Source organism: Paenibacillus sp. J31P316 (genome assembly GCF_056269105.1).
In genome coordinates, this window is sequence record NZ_JBWDNI010000016.1 from 75,697 (window position 1) to 95,965 (window position 20,269).

The following is a 20,269-nucleotide window of genomic DNA, read 5'->3' on the forward strand; positions in this document are numbered from 1 at the left end:
TTTTTTACCGACTACTCAGATTTTCAAACTGCATTCAGCGGCTGCATGCCGGCCTCTGCCGGCCAGCCGCAAGCCAGCCTGACGCCGCAAGGCGATCATGAAAGGAGGAATCCGTTTCAATGAAGAGCGCATCGTCACGCAAATACAATCGCTTCGAATGGGTGAAAGGCTATCTGCATATCTCGCCTTCCATTATCGGCTTCGGCATCTTCGTCGCCTATCCGCTGATCATGTCCATCTATTACGCGCTGACCAAATGGGACGGCATCAACAAGCCGGAATTCGTCGGGTTCGACAACTTCAATTATCTGTTCACGGTCGACCCCGTCTTCTGGAAGGCGCTCCGCGTTACGTTCTATTACGTGCTCATCAACGTGCCCGCTTCGTTGATCGGCGGCCTGGCGCTTGCCATGCTGCTCAACAAGAAGCTGCCGTTCATCCGATTCTTCCGTACGGCGTTCTACTTGCCGACCGTGCTTCCGATGATCGCAACGCTCACGTTGTGGAAATTCATCTATCATCCGCAGTACGGCCTGGCCAACCGCGTCCTGCATCTGTTCGGTTCTCCGCCGGTCAACTGGCTTAGCGACGAACGGCTCGCGCTGTTCTCCGTCATTCTCGCCGGGCTGTGGCAAATCGGCGGCGGCATGATTATTTTCCTCAGCGGCCTGCAGTCCATTCCGCAGGACTTGTATGAAGCATCAGGCATGGACGGCGCGAGAGGCTGGGCGGTGTTCCGCAACGTCACGCTGCCGATGATCGCCCCCATCCTGTTCCTGCAGCTCATTCTCGGCATCATCGGCTCCTTCCAATCCTTCGCCCAGGTGCAAGTTATGACCGGCGGCGGACCCAATTACGCGACCGAATTGCTTAATTTCAAAATCTACGCCGACGTCTTCGGCTCGAAAATGTTCGGCTACGGCATTGCCGAGGTTTGGATTCTGTTCCTGATCATCATGTTCTTCACGGTCATCACGTACCGCTATTCCAACCAGTTCGTTCATTACGAAAACGACAATCGATAGGAGGAGACCTCTAGTGAAGACTGTATATTCCGCTCCGGCCGTCCCGAATGCCGGTCGCAACAGGCGCAAGATCGAGCCTGTGAACAGCATCCGGATGGTGATTCTCCTGATCGGTACGGTCGCCATGCTGTATCCGCTTCTGTGGGTCGTCACCATCGCCTTGAAGGGCAACAACGATATTTTCACGACCACGCCGCAATGGTTCCCCAAGGAGTTTCATTTCGAGAACTTCGTCGAGGGCACCAAGCAAATCCATTTTTGGCTGACGTTCAAAAACTCGATGATCATCACCGTCATCAGCACCGTCGGTCAGGTCGCCAGCTCCATCATCGTCGGCTACGGCCTGTCGCGCCTTCGTTTTCCTGGCCGCAAGCTGTGGTTCAGCAGCTTCATCGGCAGCATGATGCTGCCGGGCTTCGTCGGTCTCGTGCCCGTCTTTTATCTGTTCTCGCAGCTCGGCTGGTACAATACGTGGCTGCCGCTGATCGTGCCTTCTTATCTCGGCAATCCGGCCTTCACCTTCCTGTTCATTCAATTCCTGAGCACCATTCCGAAATCGTTCGACGAAGCGGCCAAAATGGACGGCGCCGGCGACACGCAAATCCTATGGCGCATTCTGGTGCCGATGTCGCTGCCCGTCGTCGTGACGATGATCATCTTTGCGTTCAACGGTTCATGGAATCAGTACCTGGAGCCGCTCATCTACCTGGTCGATCAGAATAAATGGACGCTGTCCGTCGCGCTCGCCTCGTTCGCATCCAACTGGTCGACGCAGTGGAACTATTTCATGGCCGCCGACCTGCTCTACATGATGCCGCTGCTCATCATTTTCTTCTTCGGCCAGAAGTACTTTATGCAGGGTCTCGGGTCGGTCAATTCAGCCGGCTTGAAATAAAACAAAACTAGGGAGGTCTTTCTATGAAAGCGATTAAAATCGGAACGACACTAACGGCATTCCTGCTGGTCGCGGGCATGCTGTCCGCTTGCGGCAGCTCCGGAAACGACAACACGAACAACGCGGGAAATACGGGGAACGCGCAGAATACGGGCAATGCGAAGAATGAAGGCAATGCAGGCAACAAAGGCGATGCCGGCACGGAGAAGGCGGAAGTCACGCTGATGACGTGGGAATCGCAGGACATGAACAACAAAATCATGGAAAGCATGAAAAAATTCGAGCAGGAGAACCCGGGCATCACCGTCAAGCTCATGCCGGCTCCGCTCAGCGACTACGGCACGAAGCTAAACGGCATGATTACCGCCAAGCAGGCGCCGGATATATTCCAATTGGGCAACGACATGCTGGTTTCGTACCAAGCCCAGAATCTCCTTTACGATTGGACGGAGCATGCGAGCGCGGACGCGGACTTCATGAACGGCTTCTATCCGGGCGTAATGGACGGTTGGAAGGTCGACGGCAAAAACTTCGGTCTGCCAGGCCTGCTGAATACGTACGGCATTTTCTATAACAAGCAGCTGTTCAAGGACGCGGGACTCACCGAGCCGAAGATCGGCTGGACCTACGATGAATTCTTCGCCGACATGAAGAAGCTTTCTTCCAAGAAAGACGGCGTGCAGCAATACGGCTTCTATTTCCATCCGGATCCGTTCACGGTATCGCTGTATGCGGCCTCCGCCGGCGGCGCTCCGTTCGCCGACAGCCTGCTGAATCCGACGAGCGCGACGGTCAGTCCGCAGTTCGTCGAAGGCGTGACCCGTTATCAGCAAGCCATTGCCGAAGGCTCGATGAACCCGGCGACCTTCGACCTGTCCACGATCATGGGACCGTTCAAGGACGGCAAAGTGGCGATGACGTACCAAGGCCAATGGATCGCGGACGATCTGATCCGTAATGCGCCCGACCTGCAATGGGGCTTCGTGCCGATGCCTGTCGTAACGACGCAGACCGAAATCTATGACGCCGTCGGCTGGGCTACCCCGGTCAGCACCAAGAACCCGGATGCGGTCTGGAAGGTTCTGAAATACCTGGATTCGACGATGTACAAGGACGTGCTGCCGCAAACGCCGGTCGCTCCTTCCGCTTTCCAAGCTTCGGCCTCTTCCTATTACGATACGCTCAAAGCAGCCGGCCACCAGGATCTGGCTGACGGCATCGACCATATCTTGAAATCGCCTACGACCCAGCCGGTCCGCTTCCTAACGGCATGGGCAGGTAAAGCAAATCCGTTCATCGATACCGTATGGAACAACATCCTGAGCGGCAAGGGCGGCGAGAAAGAACTGCAAAGCATGGCCGACAAAATCAATAAAACCATCAAAGCCTCTTAAACCGGCAAGTCGGACATGACTTGAACGCGCACGAATTAGGCGGGAATGACAACGCAGGAGTAGACAGCTAGGGTGCTGCTCCTGTTTTTTTTACCCCATAAAGGAGGTGAAACGAGGGATCCGGCGCTCGCCGCGCGGGAAATGCATCGCTAACACGACTAATGGAGGTTCAATAAATGACGCTGAAAACGAACAGCAAGCTATTGGTATGGACGACGGCCTTTGCCGTCACACTCGCTTCGTGGTCCGGTATCGGGGCTTCGCAGGCTCATGCATCGACCGATACGACAGGTCATTCGGTGACGGCATCCTTCAACGACGCGGATGCGGATGCGGCGATGAAGGCATTCAACCAAACGTTCTGGGACTCCACCGCCAAGTTCTTCTGGGCGAACTCGAATCAAGGCACGTCTTACCAAGGGTTCTGGGTAGAGGCAGAACTGTGGGAAATGGTGATGGATGCCTACGAGAACACCTCCGATCCCGAGCTGAAAGCGCAACTGCGCCAGCAGATCGATGACGTCTTCGACGGCACCGTCGCCAGCTACGGGCCGGATTGGACGAATAATCATTTCAACGACGACATTATGTGGTGGGCGATGGCAAGCGCGCGTGCCTATAAGATAACCGGCGAACAGCGTTATTTGGACAAAGCGAAATATTATTTCGATTTCGTCTACGATACGCAATGGGACGACAGCTTCGCGAACGGCGGCATCTGGTGGATGAACAGCGATCACTCGACCAAGAACGCCTGCATTAACTTCCCCGCCGCGGAAGCCGCCGTGTTCTTGTATAACGCGACGAAGGACGATCATTATTTGGATGCGGCAACGCGTATCTACCGTTGGAGCAAGACGGTGTTGACCGACGGCAACGGCAAAGTGTTCGACCGGATCGAAATGAAGAACGGCGTTGCGCCGGATGCGACGCATTACAACCAGGGCACGTTCATCGGCGCAGCGGTAGGCCTATATAAGATCACCGGAAACAGCGTCTATCTCGACGATGCGATCAAAGCAGCCCAATTTACGGAAGAGCATCTGGTCGACGGGAACGGCGTGCTCCGCTTCGAAGGGCCGAACGGAGATCTGAAAGGCGGCAAAACGATCCTGCTCCGCAACCTGGCTTATCTGCAGCAAGCGGTCAATGAACATCCAGGCGGCAATACCGCCGCGTTCGCCGGCCAATTCAACGACTGGCTGACCTTCAATGCCAACGCGGCGTGGCATAACCGTAACGCCAACAATATCGTCGACGGCAACTGGGGCGGGCAGCTCCTGGCCGGCACCTATGAATCGTGGTCGTCCGCCGCGGCCGTCGAAGCGCTGACCGTCCTGCAACCCGGCACCTCGACGCTGCATGATCCGGTTCGGGATCCGTATGCAAGAACGGAAGCGGAAACGTACGACGTCGGCAGCGGCTTCGGCCTCGAAGGCAGCGGAGACGGCACGCTCCAATTGGGTGGTGTTCAACCCGGAGGTTATGTGGCGTTTAACAATGTCGATTTCGGCAGCACCGGCGCAGCCGGGATGATCGCCAGGGCGTCGAGCGCGACGGGCGGCGGGAATATCGACGTCCATCTCGATTCGCTTGACGGCCCGAAAGCCGGCACCTTGAACGTCCAAGGAACGGGCAGCTGGAACAGCTTCTCCGACGCGACGGCCGTCCTGAAGGACGATCAAGGCAATCCGAGCACGATCACGGGCGTTCACGATGTCTATCTCGTGTTCGCGAAGACGAACGACGACTACTTGTTTAATTTGAACTGGTTCAAGTTCACGACTACAGATCCGACCAAGACCGATGCCTATGCCCGGCTTAAAGCCATCAACGCGGACGGCAGCGGAGGATTGACCAAGAATGCGGACGCGGGCATTCTGGACGGCATTCATGACAATGCGTATGCGTTCTTCAAAGGGATCGATTTCGGCGCCGGCGCAGCCGGAATAACGGCGCATGTCGCAAGCGGCAATCAAGGCGGCTCGATCGATGTGAAGCTGGACAGCCTGACCGGGCCGACGGTCGTAACGCTGGGCTTGCCGGCGCTTGGAGACTGGGATAAATGGGTCGATCTCATGTCCAATCTCGACGATACGCAGGCCAAGGGCATTCATGACGTATACCTCGTATTCCACGGGACGGACGGCGCCGACTATCCGTGCAACCTGGACTGGTTTACGTTCACGACGGTGAAAGGCAAATCGCGCGACGCCTACGGCAAGCTGGAAGCCGAAGACACGACGGGCGGCACCGGCTTCGGTACGGAGAACGGCGGCGGTCAGACGTATCTGGCGGGCATCAACGCGGCAACCAATCCATATGCAATGTACAACTTTATCGATTTCGGGGATACGAGCCCATCGCAAATTCATGTCAATGCAGCCAGCGATACAAGCGGCGGTACGATCGAGGTGCGCATCGATAGCATGAACGGACCGGTCATCTCGACGGCCCAAACGACCGGCACCGGCGGCTGGCAGAATTTCGCGGTCACCGCGGCTCCCGTTACGACGCCCGTGACCGGCAAGCATATCGTGTTCCTCCTCTTCAAAGGAAGCGGCTATCTGTTCAACGTGGATAAATTCACGTTCGGAGATCCGGCCGTCTTTACAGCGCCGGAAGTTCCGCCGGTTACGGTGCCGGACAGCATCCCTCCGGGCGAGGTCGAGAACGTGCAGGTCATCCGCGATAACGGCAGCGTTCAGCTGATTTGGGATGGTCCGTACGACATCGACGCTCAGCAAGTCAAGCTCCAGCCTGTCAAGGGCGGACAGCCGGCGGGCGAAGTAGTGACAGTTGGCAAAGGCATTCAACATGCCGCATGGTCCAATCTCGGCGATACTTCGCATTTGGCTGTGGTGATCAAAGCCGTGGATGCGTCCGGGAATGTATCGCACGGTACCACGGTCAACCTTGCGGATTATCCGTCCTTCACCCTGACGGCGAACGGCTCGGCCCTGCAGAACGGCGCAACGGTTGAAGACAGCGCGATCCTTCGATTCAAGGCTGCCGATCGCAAAGGAGCCATCAAATCGGCCGCGATCGCGTTCGATGGCCGTACGTATGCGGTAAATTCCGCAGGATCGCCGAGCGTCGATATCGATCTGGCCGGCATGTCGGGCGCAAAGTCGGCTGTCATTACGATCGAGGACGTAAATGGCAACAAGCTGCAGCAAACATTTGCTTTCACGGTTAAGGTCAGCATTCATTCGATGCAGCAATTGATCGAACGCTACAAGCGTTCGGGGCAGCTGCGCGGGGCGCTGGTTTCGCAGTTAAGCAATGATTTGGACAAGGCGCAGCGTATGCTTGACGGCAAGAAACGGGATCAAGCGGTCAAAGCACTGAATGACTTCGTGAAGCATCTTAACAATAAGGCGCAAAGCGGCTCGATCGCAGCGGACGCCAAAGCGGTGCTGAATAAAGATGCCGAGGCCGTTATTCGGTCGTTGAAGTAGCGGACTTGCGGAATAAAGGAACGCATTAATGGACGAAAAGCAGGATATGAAGAGCTGCAGTACGAGTAGGAAGGCAGTGCCCGTAAATATAAGCATGGCAAAAAGAAGCAGCATTATTCGCTGCTTCTTTTTTGTTGATCAGCCCGCCAGCGTGCGTTAGCCCAATAGGCTTGGAAAGCTGCTGATAGGCAGCTTTCCAGCGCAATTTAGGGGCGTGGGACTTCGGAAGCTGCTGTTTTGCAGCTTTCAGAGCGGATCCCGACCTGGCGGGGCATGCAAAGCTGCTATTTGGCAGCTTTTTCACGCATTGCGCCCTGCTCGGACTTCTAAAGCTGCTGTTTCGCAGCTTTCAGAGTGGATCCCGACCTGGCGGGGCATGCAAAGCTGCTATCTGGCAGCTTTTTCACGCTTTGCGGCCAGCTGGGACTTATAAAGCTGCTGTTTTGCAGCTTTCAGAGCCGATCCCGAGCTGGCGAGGCATGCAAAGCTGCTATTTGGCAGCTTTTTCACGCTTTGCGGCCTGCTGGGACTTATAAAGCTGCTGTTTCGCAGCTTTCAGAGTGGATCCCGACCTGGCGGGGCATGCAAAGCTGCTATCTGGCAGCTTTTTCGCGCATTGCGCCCTGCTCGGACTTATAAAGATGCTGTTACGCAGCTTTCAGAGCGGATCCCGACCTAGCGGGGCATGCAAAGCTGCTATCTAGCAGCTTTTTCGCGCATTGCGCCCTGCTCGGACTTATAAAGCTGCTGATTCGCAGCTTTCAGAGTAGATCCCGACCTTGCGGGGCCTGCAAATCTGCTATCTAGCAGCTTTTTCACGCATTGCGGCCTGCTCGGACTTATAAAGATGCTGTTTCGCAGCTTTCAGAGCGGTTCCCGACCTTGCGGGGCCTGAAAAGCTGCTATCTGGCAGCTTTCTCGCGCTTTGCGGCCTGCTGGGACTTGAAAAGCTGCTGATTAGCAGCTTTCAGAGCGGTTCCCGACCTTGCGGGGCCTGAAAAGCTGCTATCTAGCAGCTTTCTCGCGCTTTGCGGCCTGCTGGGACGTGAAAAAGCTGCTATCTAGCAGCTTTTTCACGCATTGCGGCCTGCTGGGACTTATAAAGCTGCTGATTCGCAGCTTTCAGAGTAGATCCCGACCTTGCGGGGCCTGAAAAGCTGCTATCTGGCAGCTTTTTCACGCATTGCGGCCTGCTGGGACTTGAAAAGCTGCTGATTCGCAGCTTTCAGAGTAGATCCCGACCTTGCGGGGCCTGCAAAGCTGCTATCTAACAGCTTTCTCGCGCTTTCTGGCCAGCTGAGCCTGAAAAGCTGCTGTTCGGCAGCTTTCCACTCCAACTCACGCAAAAAAGACACTGCTTTGCGGCAGTGTCTTTTTGCATTGCAAGAGGTCGAGGCAGCTAAGGTGCCGCTGCGCCTATTCTTCTCCCTCTTCCGTCAACCGGTCGCACGACACGGTCTGCGTGTTGAGCGGATCCGATCCGACCTGCACCGTCGCCATGCCATTCGTTTCATCTACATTTTCAATCCAAACGGACTTCTCGCCCAGATGCACGGCAAAAGTATCCTTCGAATTGTAAATTTCCATCGCGCGTCTCGTGTCCATAATTACTCCTTCGATTCGATAACCATCGTGTCCGTGGTGGATTCGTCAATCAGACCGTTGTTCAACGTCACTTGGCCGCCGCCCAACCCCTCATTCACCATGCGGTCGATGTCCATGAAGAAATCGTCGCGTCCTTCACTGCATTTGTCGCCGCAGGACCCTGCCTGGGAATTGCCTGTTTCGCTCATTCCGCTGCGCCTCCTCAAGATGATTGATGGTTGTGCTAACGAAAATATGCCCGAAACCGCTTAGGCTCATGCATTCGGGGGAAGACTGAAGATACAGGAATCTTCAGGCAAGACAAGACTGGCCATTATAAAGCACCGCCAATCGAAAAGGAGGAACTCGGTATGCATACCGTTTGGAAAGGCGCCATCAGCTTCGGTCTCGTGCATGTGCCCGTCAAAATGTTTTCCGCCACGGAGGACAAGGACATCTCCATGAAGTTGATTCACCGCACATGCGGCAGCAACGTCTCTTATATCCGCAAATGCCCGACCTGCGAGGTCGAGGTGGAGTGGGACGACATCGTCAAAGGCTACGAGTACGAGAAAGGCCGGTACGTGCTGTTCGAGAAGGACGAGCTGGAGCAGCTGTCCGGCGAGGTCACGAAGACGATCAACATCTTGGATTTCGTCGCGCTGGAGGAAATCGACCCGATTTATTTTCAGAAAACCTATTACCTCTCGCCGGACCAGGCAGGGGGCAACGCGTATAATTTGCTGCTCGAGGCCATGCGCCAATCGGGCCGGATCGGCATCGCCAAAGTATCCATCCGTTCCAAGAGCTCGCTGGCGGCCATTCGGATCATCGACGACTGCTTGGCCATGGAGACGATTTTCTATCCTGACGAGATCCGTTCGGTTAATCAAGTGCCGGGCCTCCCCGATGCCGTCAACGTGAACGAGAAGGAATTGATGATGGCGCGCATGCTGATCGAGCAGCTGTCCACCCCCTTCGAGCCGGCCAAATATACGGATGACTACCGCGCGCGGCTTATGGATCTCATTCAGCATAAAATCTCCGGCGAGGAAGTCTCCGTGGCACCGGAAGCACAGAAAACAAACGTGCTCGATCTGATGGCCGCGCTGCAGGCAAGCCTCGAGGCAGTGAAGCTTCCGCCGAACGCGCCGGGCAGCTTGGATAAGAGCGCCGCAGGCGTGCCAAATCCGGCCGACGCGGCCGGTCAGACGCCAGCCGAAGCAGCCGGCGGCAGCGAAGTCGTCGCGAAGGTGAAGAAACCCCGGGCACCGCGCAAAACGAAGGAAGATACGGTGTCATAGATGGAGCACACTTCGCCGCAGCACATGCCCGATGATTTGACACCTTCTTTCGGCTCGGCAGCCGGGTCAGAATTGCCTGCGCTGCCGTCCGACCCGATGGCACCTCTCTCCGACCCGGAGCTTCCGGCCGGCAGCGAATGGGGCTATCAGCTGAAATGGGACGGGATTCGCATTCTTGCCCGGCTGAACGGCTTCGGGCAGGTGGAGCTTTTCTCGCGGAAAATGTATTTGAAAAACACGATTTATCCGGAAATGACGTCGTTGCTGGAAGCGAAATCCGCCTCTTGGGGACCCTGCCTGCTGGACGGCGAGTTCGTATGGTGGGACGGCATACGGCCGAATTTTCAGCAGGTGCTGAAGCGCGAACGGTCGCGGGGACTGGCACGGCAGCCGCTGCCTCCCCCCGCAATCGGCACGCAAGCCGCGTCGCCGGGAATCCCGGCCGAGCAACGCCCCGGCTCCGAATTATCCGGCACCGGAATTCCGGCGGGCGCGGCAGCTTCCAAGTCGTTCGGCGCGCTCGTCTATGTCTTGTTCGATCTGCTGGCCGATGAAAGCGGCGACCTGCGCCACCTCCCGTACGAGGAGCGGCATCGGCGTTTGACCGCGCTGGTCGGAACCGACGATCCGCGCGTGTTCGTGACGGACTTGTTCCGCGACGGCGAAGCATTATGGACATGGGTAGAGGCAAACCGTTGGGAGGGCGTCGTCAGCAAGCGGCTGTCGAGCCCCTACCGCGAAGGCAAGAAGCACCGCGATTGGCTGAAAAAGAAGATCGAGCTCGTGCTCGACGTCGACATTGTCGGCCTCAAGTGGCGCAATGGCATCGTGGCCAGCCTCATTATGGAGCTCGAAGGCGAATATCTGGGCAGCGTCTCGCTCGGGCTGAATGATGCGCTTCGCCGCGTGCTGGCATCCACCTTCCGTCCGCAGCACGCGCATCTTGCCGTCGTTGCATGCCCGTTCCCCGCGATGCCGGAGGATCTGAAGAACGAAGAAGTTCAGTGGCTGTCCCTGCCGTTTCGCTGCCGGGTAACCGGACTTGAGCTGACGTCCGCGGGCCAGCTGCGCCATCCGAAGCTCGTGACGTTCCTGCCGAAGGAGCCATTGTCATGAGCCGCTCCGTCAAGGGGACGATCGTCGTCGAGGGGCAGGAGCTGACGGTCAGCAACCCCGAGAAGCTGCTGTGGCCCGAGATGGGCATCACGAAGGCGATCTTCCTTCAGCGGCTAGCGGCACTGTCGCCTTGGCTGCTGAAGCATTGCCAGGATCGGCTGCTGACGACGATCCGTTATCCGGACGGCGTGAACGGCAAGTCCTTCTATCAGAAGAACTGCCCGACTCCCGCGCCAGACTTCGTCGAAACCGTCAGCAGCGAAAGCATCGATTACGTCAAATTGACCTCGCTGCCGGTGCTGCTATGGCTCGGTAATTTGGCCTGCCTGGAATATCACGCTTCCTTTGACCGCATCAGCGACCCGGCCCATCCGACGGAATGGGTGCTCGATCTCGATCCATCGCTCGAGGAAGAGCCGCGCATCATGGAAGCGGCGCTGCTGGCCGGTGATCTCCTGCGGTCGCTCGGGATCGCGTCCACGCCGAAGACTTCGGGCGCCACGGGCGTCCAGATCATCGTCCCGCTTGTTAAGGATTTGACCTTCGACGAGCTCCGGAGGATCGGGGAATTCGTCGGCGCTTATCTGGCGGACAAACATCCGAAGCTGTTCACGATCGAGCGGCTCAAGAAGAACCGCGGCGATCTCATTTACGTGGATTATTTGCAGCATTACCAAGGCAAGACGATCATCGCCCCCTACTCCCCAAGAGCGCGCACGGGCGCGAGCGTCTCCACGCCGCTTCATTGGAATGAAGTCCGCCGCGGCGCGGCGATTACCGACTACCATCTGCTCAATATCGAAGAGCGGCTGCTTCGGGAAGGCGATCTGCTGGATCAGGTCCCTGCTCAGACGCTGCGGCCGATTCTATCGTTTATTGGCCGAAGGTAGGATAGATTCACGGTTTCGCCCTTCAGTTTCTGCATTTGCATCATTATATACACGCAAAAAACTGCCTCCGCAGCAGTCCCCCGCCGCAGAAGCAGTTTTTTTTGTCTGGCCTTATTTAAAATACGTCAATAGCTCGTCAACCATCTTGTTCGCCGAGATAATGCCGCCCGACGTGTTCCAGATCGCATCGTCCACCATATGCACATTGTTGTTCTTCGCAACGGACAGGTTTTTCCACAACGGATCGTTCATCCACTCGTCCGCCACTTTTTGCGTCGCGTCGGAGCCGTCCGGGTTGTACATGAAGTAGAACAGGATGTCGCCGTCCATATCCGGAATACGGTCCTTGTTCACGTCGTCCGCGAAGCCGTCCTTCGATTGGGCGGCAGGTCTTGCGAAGCCGAGCTTGTCGAGCAGCATGCCCGAGAACGTCTCGTTGTAATAGATACGCGTCTTGTCCGGCATGAAACGCACGATCGATACCTTCTGCTGAAGCTTATCGCCCAGCGTTGCTTTGGCATCCGCGATTTTCTTGTCGAAGTCGGCAATCAGTTGATCGCCTTCCGCCTTCTTGTTCAGCGCTTCGGCGTACAGCTTGAAGTTGGCCTGCCATTCGCCGCGAAGCGTCTCGGCCATGACCGTCGGCGCGATCGCGTTCAGCTGGTCATATACCTTCTCTTGGCGCATCTTGTTTCCGATAATCAGGTCCGGCTTGAGGCTGGCGATCAGCTCGATGTTAGGCTGCGACTCGCCGCCGACATTCTCGACGCCTTCCATTTGATCCTTGATATGCGGATACCATGGATCGCCTTCGAACGATTCTGCCGCGCCGACCGGCTTAACGCCGAGCGCCAGCAGCGCCTCCGTGCCTTCGTTCGTCAGAATGACGACGCGCTTCGGCGTGCCTGTCAGCTTCGTCGTGCCCATTGCATGCTTGATTTCGCGTACATCATCCGACTTCGCGTTGCCAGTATCGCCAGCTGCCGTATCCGTGTTGCCATTTGCCGTGCCTGCATTGCTATTCGACGTATTGCTCTCCGTATTATTGTTCTTCGAACCGCAGCCGGATGCTACGACAGCGAATGCGAGCATCAGCACGATCATGCCGAGCCATCCTTTTTTCATGCTTTTCAATTGTTTCCCCATCCTTTTCCTAGTTCATAATTGCATAGAACCCAAGACGAATATCGCCTTATAGTGATAACGATTCTCATTATTAATGCCTCACGTATCATAGTACAAGTTGTTAAACGCTGTCAAGCTTTTGAAAATGATTCTCATAATCATTGACGCTCATTTCATCTTTGCCTAAAATAATAGAATCGTCTATTATCGGGAGTCGATATTTTCATAGGCAGGAGCGCATGCGCAAATGAATTCTTATTTCAAAAGCAACGGCCAACGGACTGGTTTTCTCCTTCTTGGCGTTATCCTCATGCTGGCCGCTGCATCAGCCAGTTTGCTGTTCGGCGGCAGTCATACCTTCTCACCTTCCCAAGTGTATGATGCCTACACCCGGTTCGACGGCTCCAATACGGACCTGATCATCCGCAATGTCCATCTACCCCGAATGGCGATCGCCGCAGTGGTCGGCGCAAGCCTGGCGGTCGCAGGCGCGTTCATGCAGGCGATGACGCGCAACCCGCTCGCCTCGCCCTCCGTCATGGGCATTAATTCCGGCGCCGCGCTGGCCGTCGTCATCGCGATGGCTATAGCGGGAAGCAACGCCTTCTCCAGCTCGCAGCTGATTTTGATCGCTTTCGTCGGCGCCGCCGTCACGGCAGCAGCCGTCTTCTCCCTTGGCGCGGCAGGAAAGAACCAAGGCGAGACGCCGATTCGCGTCACGCTCGCCGGCTCGGCTGTCGCCGCATTCGCTTCGGCTTGGACGTCGGGCATCCTGCTCAAACAGAATAAGATGCTGGACGACATCTTGCTGTGGATCGTCGGCTCCGTATCCGGACGCGAGCTTCATCACTTGACGGCCGTGCTGCCTTATACGGCAGTCGGGCTCATCGGCGCGCTGTTGATGACCAAATCCGTGAACGTGCTCAGCATGGGAGAGGAGACGGCGCGCGGCCTCGGTCTTCGGATCGGACTCGTCCGTACCGTGCTCGCAGCGCTGGTCGTGCTGCTCGCGGGCTCGTCGGTCGCCATTGCCGGGCCGATCGCTTTCGTCGGCGTCATCATCCCGCACATCAGCCGTTTTCTCGTCGGACACGATTATCGCTGGATCATTCCCTATTCGATCGTGCTGGGCGCGACGCTGCTGCTCGCAGCCGACATTATCAGCCGATTTATTTTACAGCCGGAGGAGCTTCCGGTAGGCGTCGCTACCGCGATCATCGGCGTGCCGTTCTTCATCTATGTCGCACGGAGGAAAAGCTATGCGCAATCTTAAATTCACGTCCATACTTATTCTGCTGTTCGTTCTGACGGCGGTTGTCATCATCACCTGCGTGGCGATCGGCAGCACGTATATTCCAATCGGCAAAGTCGCCGCGACATTGTTCGGCTTCGGCGATGAGCAATCGTCGCTCATTATCGTGAAATTACGGCTGCCGCGCATCTTGATGGCGGTTCTTGTCGGCGCATCGCTCGCCGCAGCAGGCGCAATCCTGCAGGGACTCGTTCGCAACCCGCTTGCTTCGCCCGACCTCGTGGGCATATCGGGCGGCGCTACCGTCGCCTCCATACTGTTCCTAACGTTCTCCGCCGGTCACTTTAGCATCAAGTGGATCCCGCTGTTCGCTATTCTCGGCGCCCTCATCACGGCCGCGATCAACTACGCGGCGGCGTGGCGCAAAGGCATCTCGCCGCTGCGCTTCGTGCTCATCGGCATCTCGCTGGCAACGGCCATGGGCGCGCTGACGACATTCGCGCTGAAGATCGGACCGCCTTACATGGCGGGGCAAGCGCTCGGCTGGATGACCGGGACGCTGTACGGAACGGCATGGATGCATGTATGGGCGCTACTGCCTTGGGCCGCGGTCCTGCTCTTCGTCGCGATCTACCTCTCCCGCTTCCTGAATGCGCTCGAGCTCGGCGATGAGCTTGCGGTCGGCATCGGTACGCGTGTGCAGCGCATGCGGCTGATTCTGCTCCTGCTCAGCGTCGGCCTGACCGGCGCGGCGATCGGCATGGCCGGCGGCATCGGCTTCATCGGCCTGATGGCGCCGCACATCGCCCGCCGCATCATTGGACCGAAGTATGGGCGCCTTATCCCGACCTCGGCCTTCATCGGCGCCCTGCTGCTGCTCCTTGCCGATCTTGCAGGTCGCACGGCATTCCTGCCGAGCGACATTCCGGCAGGCGTATTCACGGCTGCGATCGGCGCGCCTTTCTTCTTGTATTTACTGTTGTCCAAGCGTAAAGGCGCACGAATCTGAGGGTTGAGCGTACAAGGCGCGTTCAGACAGGTTCTATAGAGCTGCAGATGATTATTAACAAGTCCAACGGGATGGAACAGCATGCTTGCTGCTCCATCCCGTTTCTCTTTATTCTGCGCAAAACCGAACACGCCCGAAGGCGATGCCGGATTTCTTCCGTTGAATTCTCTCCTTCCTTTCAGATGACCATGGACAGGATATTGTTGGAAATTCTAGGCGGAATCTGTGGGACGATACCGTTATTACAGGCAATAATAGCGATTTATAGCACCGAATTATAGTGTTTTTCGCAATTGTAGCAGTTTACGATCGGTTCGAATTTATGACACCATGAACGTGAAGGAGGCGATTGTCACAGTTTGAAACGTAACGATCGATAGAATGCTCACTGTATTCCCGGACGGGCAGACAGACTTGGGAAAAATGAAAACGAAGGATGGAGATTAATGGTGATCAACAAGAACGGGAAACTCGGAAGATTGAAAAAACAAGCGTTTAGCGTCATATGTGCAATGTCCGTTATGCTTCCGGTAATTCCGGCTGCGACGGTGCATGCCGCGACGATTAATGTAACCGCTTTCGGAGCAAACGGAAGCGACACGTCGGATGACTTAACGGCGATTCAGAACGCGGTAAATTCGGCTGCGGTGGGCGATACGGTAGTGATTCCGTCGGGCACTTACTATTTGTCGGCGAACGTGAACGGCAAGACCGGCGTCAAAATCTCCGGAGCGGGCCGCGACTTGACGACCCTTAAAATGACTTCCGGATCGGGCTCCACGATGTTCTTCTATCTTCATAACGTATCGAATTCGGAAGTATCGGATATGACGCTCGACGGCAACAGCAGCACGGTGCTGCTTTCCGCGATCACCTCGGAATCCGGCGACGGCAACAAGATGCGCCATCTGCGGGTGAAGGATTTGGCGGCATCCGCCGGATTTGGACCTTTCGCGCTGTACGCAATCGGATCCACGAACATCGAGATTTCCGACAACATCGTGACCAACACGGGCGTCAACTCCGACTGGGGCGGAGGAATCCGCACGGGCTGGGGCTCCAGTCACGCCCTGATCGAGAACAATACGATCGCCAATACCGGTCGCGGCGGGATCTTCGTCAACGACGACAGCCCGTATGCCATCGTTCGCGGCAACACGATCACCGGCACCGGCTTACACGAGGAAGGACTTGGCATCGAGCTGCACACCAATGCCGACTATTCGATCATCGAGAACAACAACGTCGACCATTGGATCAGCGCGGTGCGTTCGAAATACATCGCGGTGCGCAATAACACCGTCAAAGCCAACGACGGTTCCATCGGCTTCATGGGTCTCGAAGTCATGGTCGACCACGGGGTTACTTCGGGCAACGTGGTCGATGGCGGCCAGCAAGTCGGCATGCAGCAATCGCCGGGCACGGGTTACCAGCTATGGAACTACAATACGGTGAAGAACATCGTCATGTGGGGCATGCAGCTTCAAGGGGCCGGTACCGGCTTCACGGAGCAATACCAATACTTCTACAAGAACATCATCAAAGACGGCGCATCCGGCAATCCGGCCGCCGCATATCCCGGCTACGACGGCAACGCGGTTCGGATTCATGGCGATACGAAGAATATCGTCTTCGACAGCAACCAAATCACCAATAACGGACGCAAGGCGATCGAGATCACGACCGCATCCGGCACGGATCGTTTGAGCTTCATCAACAATACGATCACGGGCAACGGCGGTCCTTCGATCGACCAATACCCTTCCTCCGCGGCAGACCTGGAGTGGAGCGGCAATACGGTAAGTGGCAACGCAACGAACACGCAGCTTACGAGCCGCGGGTTCAACGATGCCAAGCCCGTAGCGAACTTCACGGCTCCGCTTACGGTACAATTGGGCCAGCCGGTGACGTTCACGAACACGTCGACGGACAACGGCACGATCGTCGAGAACTTGTGGGATCTGGGCGAAGGACTTCCGGTTACTACCGCTAGCCCAACCTACACGTATCAGAAGGCCGGCACCTACAAAGTCATTCTCGGCGTGTGGGATAACGGCGGACGTGCGAGCGTCAAAGAACAGACGATCACGGTATTCACAGGACCGCCGGACACGACGGCTCCAACGGCTCCGACGAGCTTGTCCGCTCCGACGAAGTCGAACGTGACGGTCGATCTGTCCTGGACGGCGTCCACGGATAACGTCGGCGTTATCGGCTACGATGTCTACAAAGCCGGCGTATTGATCGGCTCGACGAGCGGAGCCGGCGCGACGACGTTCGGCGTGACGGGCTTGACGCCAAGCACGGCATACAGCTTTACGGTCAAAGCGAAGGATGCTTCCGGCAACGTGTCGGCGGCGAGCAATACGCTGAACGTAACGACGGACGCAGGCGATACGCAAGCGCCGACGGCACCTTCGAACTTGACCTCTCCGGCCAAGACGGACACGAGCGTCAGCTTGTCCTGGTCGGCATCGACGGACAACGTCGGCGTGACTGGCTATAACATCTATAACGGATCCACGCTGGCCGGAACGACGACGGGCGTAAACGCCACTTCCATCACGCTGACCGGCTTGTCGACGAGCACGACGTTTACGTACACGGTCAAAGCGAAGGATGCTTCGAACAACCTATCGGCGGCGAGCAACGCATTGTCCGTCACGACCGATCCGGCCGCGAACTGGACCAATTGCGCGGGCGAAAACAATCTGTGCTCGTTCTCGGGCACGAAGCAGGTGCGTTACGGCGTGACGGGCAGCTACATTTACGGAATGTTCACGACTTCCGTCATGTGCTCGAATAACACCTTCGGATCCGACCCGGCTGCCGGACAATACAAGCATTGCGACGTGAACTTAGCCGGCGGCAGCGGCGGTGACACCACGGCTCCTTCCGCTCCTGCTGGTCTTTCGTCTCCATCGAAGACATCGACAAGCGTCAGTTTGTCTTGGACGGCCTCGACCGACAATGTCGGCGTAACGGGCTATGATGTCTATGTCGGAGGAACGCTCGCCGGTTCGACGACGGGCGCGACGACGTTCACGGTGAGCAGCCTTGCGGCGAACACCGCTTACAGCTTCACGGTCAAAGCGAAGGACGCGGCCGGTAATGCTTCGGCGGCCAGCAGCCCGCTTAGCGTGACGACGAACAGCAGCTCGGATACGACGGCTCCGACGGCTCCGACCGGACTGACTTCGCCATCCAAGACGGATACGAGCGTTAACCTCTCTTGGACGGCATCCACCGACAATGTCGGCGTAACGGGCTACAACATCTATAACGGCTCGAACCTTGCCGGATCTACGACCGGCGCGACGACGTTCACGGTCAGCGGCTTATCCGCGAACACCGCGTACTCGTTCACGGTTAAAGCGAAGGATGCGGCAGGCAACTTATCCGCGGCCAGCAATACGCTTAGCGTAACGACGAACAGCAGCTCGGATACGACGGCTCCAACGGCACCGTCCAGCCTGGCTTCGCCATCCAAGACGGATACGAGCGTTAACCTCTCTTGGACGGCATCGACCGACAATGTCGGGGTGACGGGCTACAACATTTATAATGGTTCGACGCTTGCCGGATCAACGACCGGCGCGACGACGTTCACGGTCAGCGGCTTGTCCGCAAGCACCGCTTACACGTTCACGGTCAAAGCGAAGGATGCGGCAGGCAACTTGTCCGCAGCCAGCAACTCGCTCAGCGTGACGACGAACGCCGCTTCCACGCCGACCAACGGCGTTACCGCCCAATATTACTCCGGTAACTTCGGCACCTTGGCTCTGACGGAAATCGCGCCTACGATCGACTATGATTGGGGAGGCGGACGACCAACCCCCGACGTGCCTGGCGAATGGTTCACGGCAAGATATACAGGCAAAGTACAGCCGCAATACACGGAAACCTATACCTTCTATACGAATACGGACGACGGCGTTCGCCTCTGGGTGAACGGACAACAATTGATCAACAACTGGGTGAACATGAACGGCGAACTCAGCGCTACGATCACGTTGACCGCCGGCGTGAAGTACGACCTCGTCATGGAATACATCGAGAACGGCGGCAACGCGCATGCCCAGCTGTCTTGGTCCAGCGCATCCCAGACGAAGCAGGTGGTTCCGAACAACCGACTGTTTACTAGCTAATACGATTAACACAAGAAGCCTCCCCCATTACGATAAGGGGGAGGCTTCTTTCGCGTTCTTGCATGAACTGCCACGATCTTATTTCAATATCTCTTCCACTCTCGCCAGCACGTCCTCGCTCAGCTCAATGCCGGACGCCTTCACGTTCTCGATGACCTGCTCGGGGCGGCTTGCGCCGACGAGCGCGCTCGCGACGTTGCGTTGGCGGAGAATCCATGCCAACGCCAGCTGACCTGTCGAAATCTCCAGCTCTCCGGCGATGCCGGACAATGCCCGCACCTTCGCCAGCTTCTGTTCGGTGATGCCGCCCCGCATGCCTTCCAGCTTGCTCGCGCGGCTGTCGGCCGGAATATCGGCAAGCGCCGTATATTTGCCCGTCAGCAAGCCTTGCGCCAGCGGAGAAAACACGACTTGTCCGATGCCGTTCTTCTCGCCGTACGGAATGACTTCCTTCTCGATGTAACGCTCGAACATATTATAGATCGGCTGGCTGACGACGATCCGATCCAACAGATAACGATCCGCGGTCGCCAGGGCGTCCGCCATCTGGGAGGCCGTCCACTCGCTCACGCCCGCGTACAGCACCTTGCCCGAACGAATCAAATCGTCGATGGCGCGAAGCGTCTCCGTAAGCGGCGTCTCCGAGTCGTAGCGGTGGCAGTAGAAAATATCCACGTAGTCCGCGCCCAGACGCTTCAGGCTCGCGTTACACTGCTCGATCACGTGTTTACGGGATAAGCCCCGGTCATTCGGCCCGTCGCCCATCGGCCAGAACGCTTTCGTCGCGAGCACGTAAGAGTCGCGCTTGTACGCCTTCAGCGTCTCGCCAAGCAGCGTCTCCGCCGCGCCCCGCTCGTACACGTTTGCCGTATCGAAGAAATTAATGCCGAGATCATAGGCCTGCTCGATCGCCTGTACCGCGTTCTGCTTCTCCACGTACCCGCCGTAGGTCAGCCAGCTGCCCAGACTGATCTCGCTAACCTTCAGTCCGCTGCCGCCAAGTTTACGATATTGCACCGCAATCCCTCCAAGTTCAACTAGATTCGTCTCGCCGCGGGTTCCATAC

Annotated in this window: 15 protein-coding genes; 10 read left to right on the top strand and 5 right to left on the bottom strand. The window is 57.1% G+C overall.

The annotated features are described in order from the left end of the window. Positions 1-119 precede the first annotated feature (119 nt). From AC0YNU_RS27325 to AC0YNU_RS27340, 4 genes are all read left to right on the top strand, one after another. Complete coding sequence (locus tag AC0YNU_RS27325) at positions 120-1,025, top strand: carbohydrate ABC transporter permease (RefSeq protein WP_475762193.1); 906 nt, start codon at positions 120-122, stop codon at positions 1,023-1,025. Positions 1,026-1,038: 13 nt separating this feature from the next. Next, positions 1,039-1,920: a carbohydrate ABC transporter permease gene (locus AC0YNU_RS27330; protein ID WP_475762195.1), complete on the top strand. Its 882-nt coding sequence runs from the start codon at positions 1,039-1,041 to the stop codon at positions 1,918-1,920. Between the two features lie 23 nt (positions 1,921-1,943). Then, entirely contained in the window at positions 1,944-3,314 is a 1,371-nt protein-coding gene (locus AC0YNU_RS27335) for an ABC transporter substrate-binding protein (protein WP_475762197.1), read from the top strand. A gap of 176 nt (positions 3,315-3,490) precedes the next feature. After that, positions 3,491-6,775, top strand: a complete 3,285-nt coding sequence (locus AC0YNU_RS27340; RefSeq protein WP_475762199.1) for a carbohydrate-binding protein — start codon at positions 3,491-3,493, stop codon at positions 6,773-6,775. A gap of 25 nt (positions 6,776-6,800) precedes the next feature. On the opposite strand, the gene AC0YNU_RS27345 is transcribed toward AC0YNU_RS27340, so the two are convergent. The 3 genes from AC0YNU_RS27345 to AC0YNU_RS27355 all read right to left on the bottom strand — a co-directional run bounded on the left by AC0YNU_RS27345 (position 6,801) and on the right by AC0YNU_RS27355 (position 8,568). Then, the gene (locus tag AC0YNU_RS27345) at positions 6,801-7,079 is read right to left on the bottom strand and encodes a hypothetical protein (RefSeq protein WP_475762201.1); all 279 of its coding nucleotides are present in this window, start codon (positions 7,077-7,079) and stop codon (positions 6,801-6,803) included. Positions 7,080-8,191: 1,112 nt separating this feature from the next. Continuing rightward, positions 8,192-8,380 (bottom strand): H-type small acid-soluble spore protein, encoded by a 189-nt coding sequence (locus AC0YNU_RS27350; protein WP_475762203.1) that lies wholly within the window; start codon positions 8,378-8,380, stop codon positions 8,192-8,194. A gap of 2 nt (positions 8,381-8,382) precedes the next feature. Continuing rightward, positions 8,383-8,568 (bottom strand): hypothetical protein, encoded by a 186-nt coding sequence (locus tag AC0YNU_RS27355; protein WP_475762205.1) that lies wholly within the window; start codon positions 8,566-8,568, stop codon positions 8,383-8,385. 162 nt (positions 8,569-8,730) lie between these two features. Here AC0YNU_RS27355 and ku point away from each other — a divergent pair, with 162 nt between their 5' ends. The 3 genes from ku to ligD are packed head-to-tail and all read left to right on the top strand — an operon-like array spanning position 8,731 to position 11,669. Continuing rightward, positions 8,731-9,663 carry a non-homologous end joining protein Ku gene (gene ku, locus AC0YNU_RS27360; RefSeq protein ID WP_475762207.1) on the top strand — a complete coding sequence of 311 codons (933 nt, stop codon included), beginning with the start codon at positions 8,731-8,733 and terminating at the stop codon, positions 9,661-9,663. Beyond that, entirely contained in the window at positions 9,664-10,779 is a 1,116-nt protein-coding gene (locus AC0YNU_RS27365; protein ID WP_475762209.1) for an ATP-dependent DNA ligase, read from the top strand. Continuing rightward, entirely contained in the window at positions 10,776-11,669 is an 894-nt protein-coding gene (ligD, locus tag AC0YNU_RS27370) for a non-homologous end-joining DNA ligase (protein ID WP_475762211.1), read from the top strand. Before AC0YNU_RS27365 ends, ligD begins: the two co-directional genes overlap by 4 nt. A 111-nt stretch (positions 11,670-11,780) precedes the next feature. Here the strand turns inward: ligD and AC0YNU_RS27375 are convergent, their stop codons facing one another. Further along, on the bottom strand, positions 11,781-12,794 hold the full coding sequence (locus AC0YNU_RS27375) for an ABC transporter substrate-binding protein (RefSeq protein ID WP_475762318.1): 1,014 nt from the start codon (positions 12,792-12,794) through the stop codon (positions 11,781-11,783). Between the two features lie 247 nt (positions 12,795-13,041). On the opposite strand from AC0YNU_RS27375, the gene AC0YNU_RS27380 reads away from it, so the two are divergent. From AC0YNU_RS27380 to AC0YNU_RS27390, 3 genes are all read left to right on the top strand, one after another. Next, positions 13,042-14,067, top strand: coding sequence for a FecCD family ABC transporter permease (locus AC0YNU_RS27380; RefSeq protein ID WP_475762213.1), 1,026 nt, complete (start codon positions 13,042-13,044; stop codon positions 14,065-14,067). Beyond that, positions 14,054-15,055: a FecCD family ABC transporter permease gene (locus AC0YNU_RS27385; RefSeq protein WP_475762215.1), complete on the top strand. Its 1,002-nt coding sequence runs from the start codon at positions 14,054-14,056 to the stop codon at positions 15,053-15,055. Before AC0YNU_RS27380 ends, AC0YNU_RS27385 begins: the two co-directional genes overlap by 14 nt. A 521-nt stretch (positions 15,056-15,576) precedes the next feature. Further along, positions 15,577-19,203: a fibronectin type III domain-containing protein gene (locus AC0YNU_RS27390; RefSeq protein ID WP_475762217.1), complete on the top strand. Its 3,627-nt coding sequence runs from the start codon at positions 15,577-15,579 to the stop codon at positions 19,201-19,203. A 78-nt stretch (positions 19,204-19,281) separates the two neighbouring features. On the opposite strand, the gene AC0YNU_RS27395 is transcribed toward AC0YNU_RS27390, so the two are convergent. Further along, positions 19,282-20,220 carry an aldo/keto reductase family protein gene (locus AC0YNU_RS27395; RefSeq protein WP_475762219.1) on the bottom strand — a complete coding sequence of 313 codons (939 nt, stop codon included), beginning with the start codon at positions 20,218-20,220 and terminating at the stop codon, positions 19,282-19,284. Between the last annotated feature and the right edge of the window lie 49 nt (positions 20,221-20,269).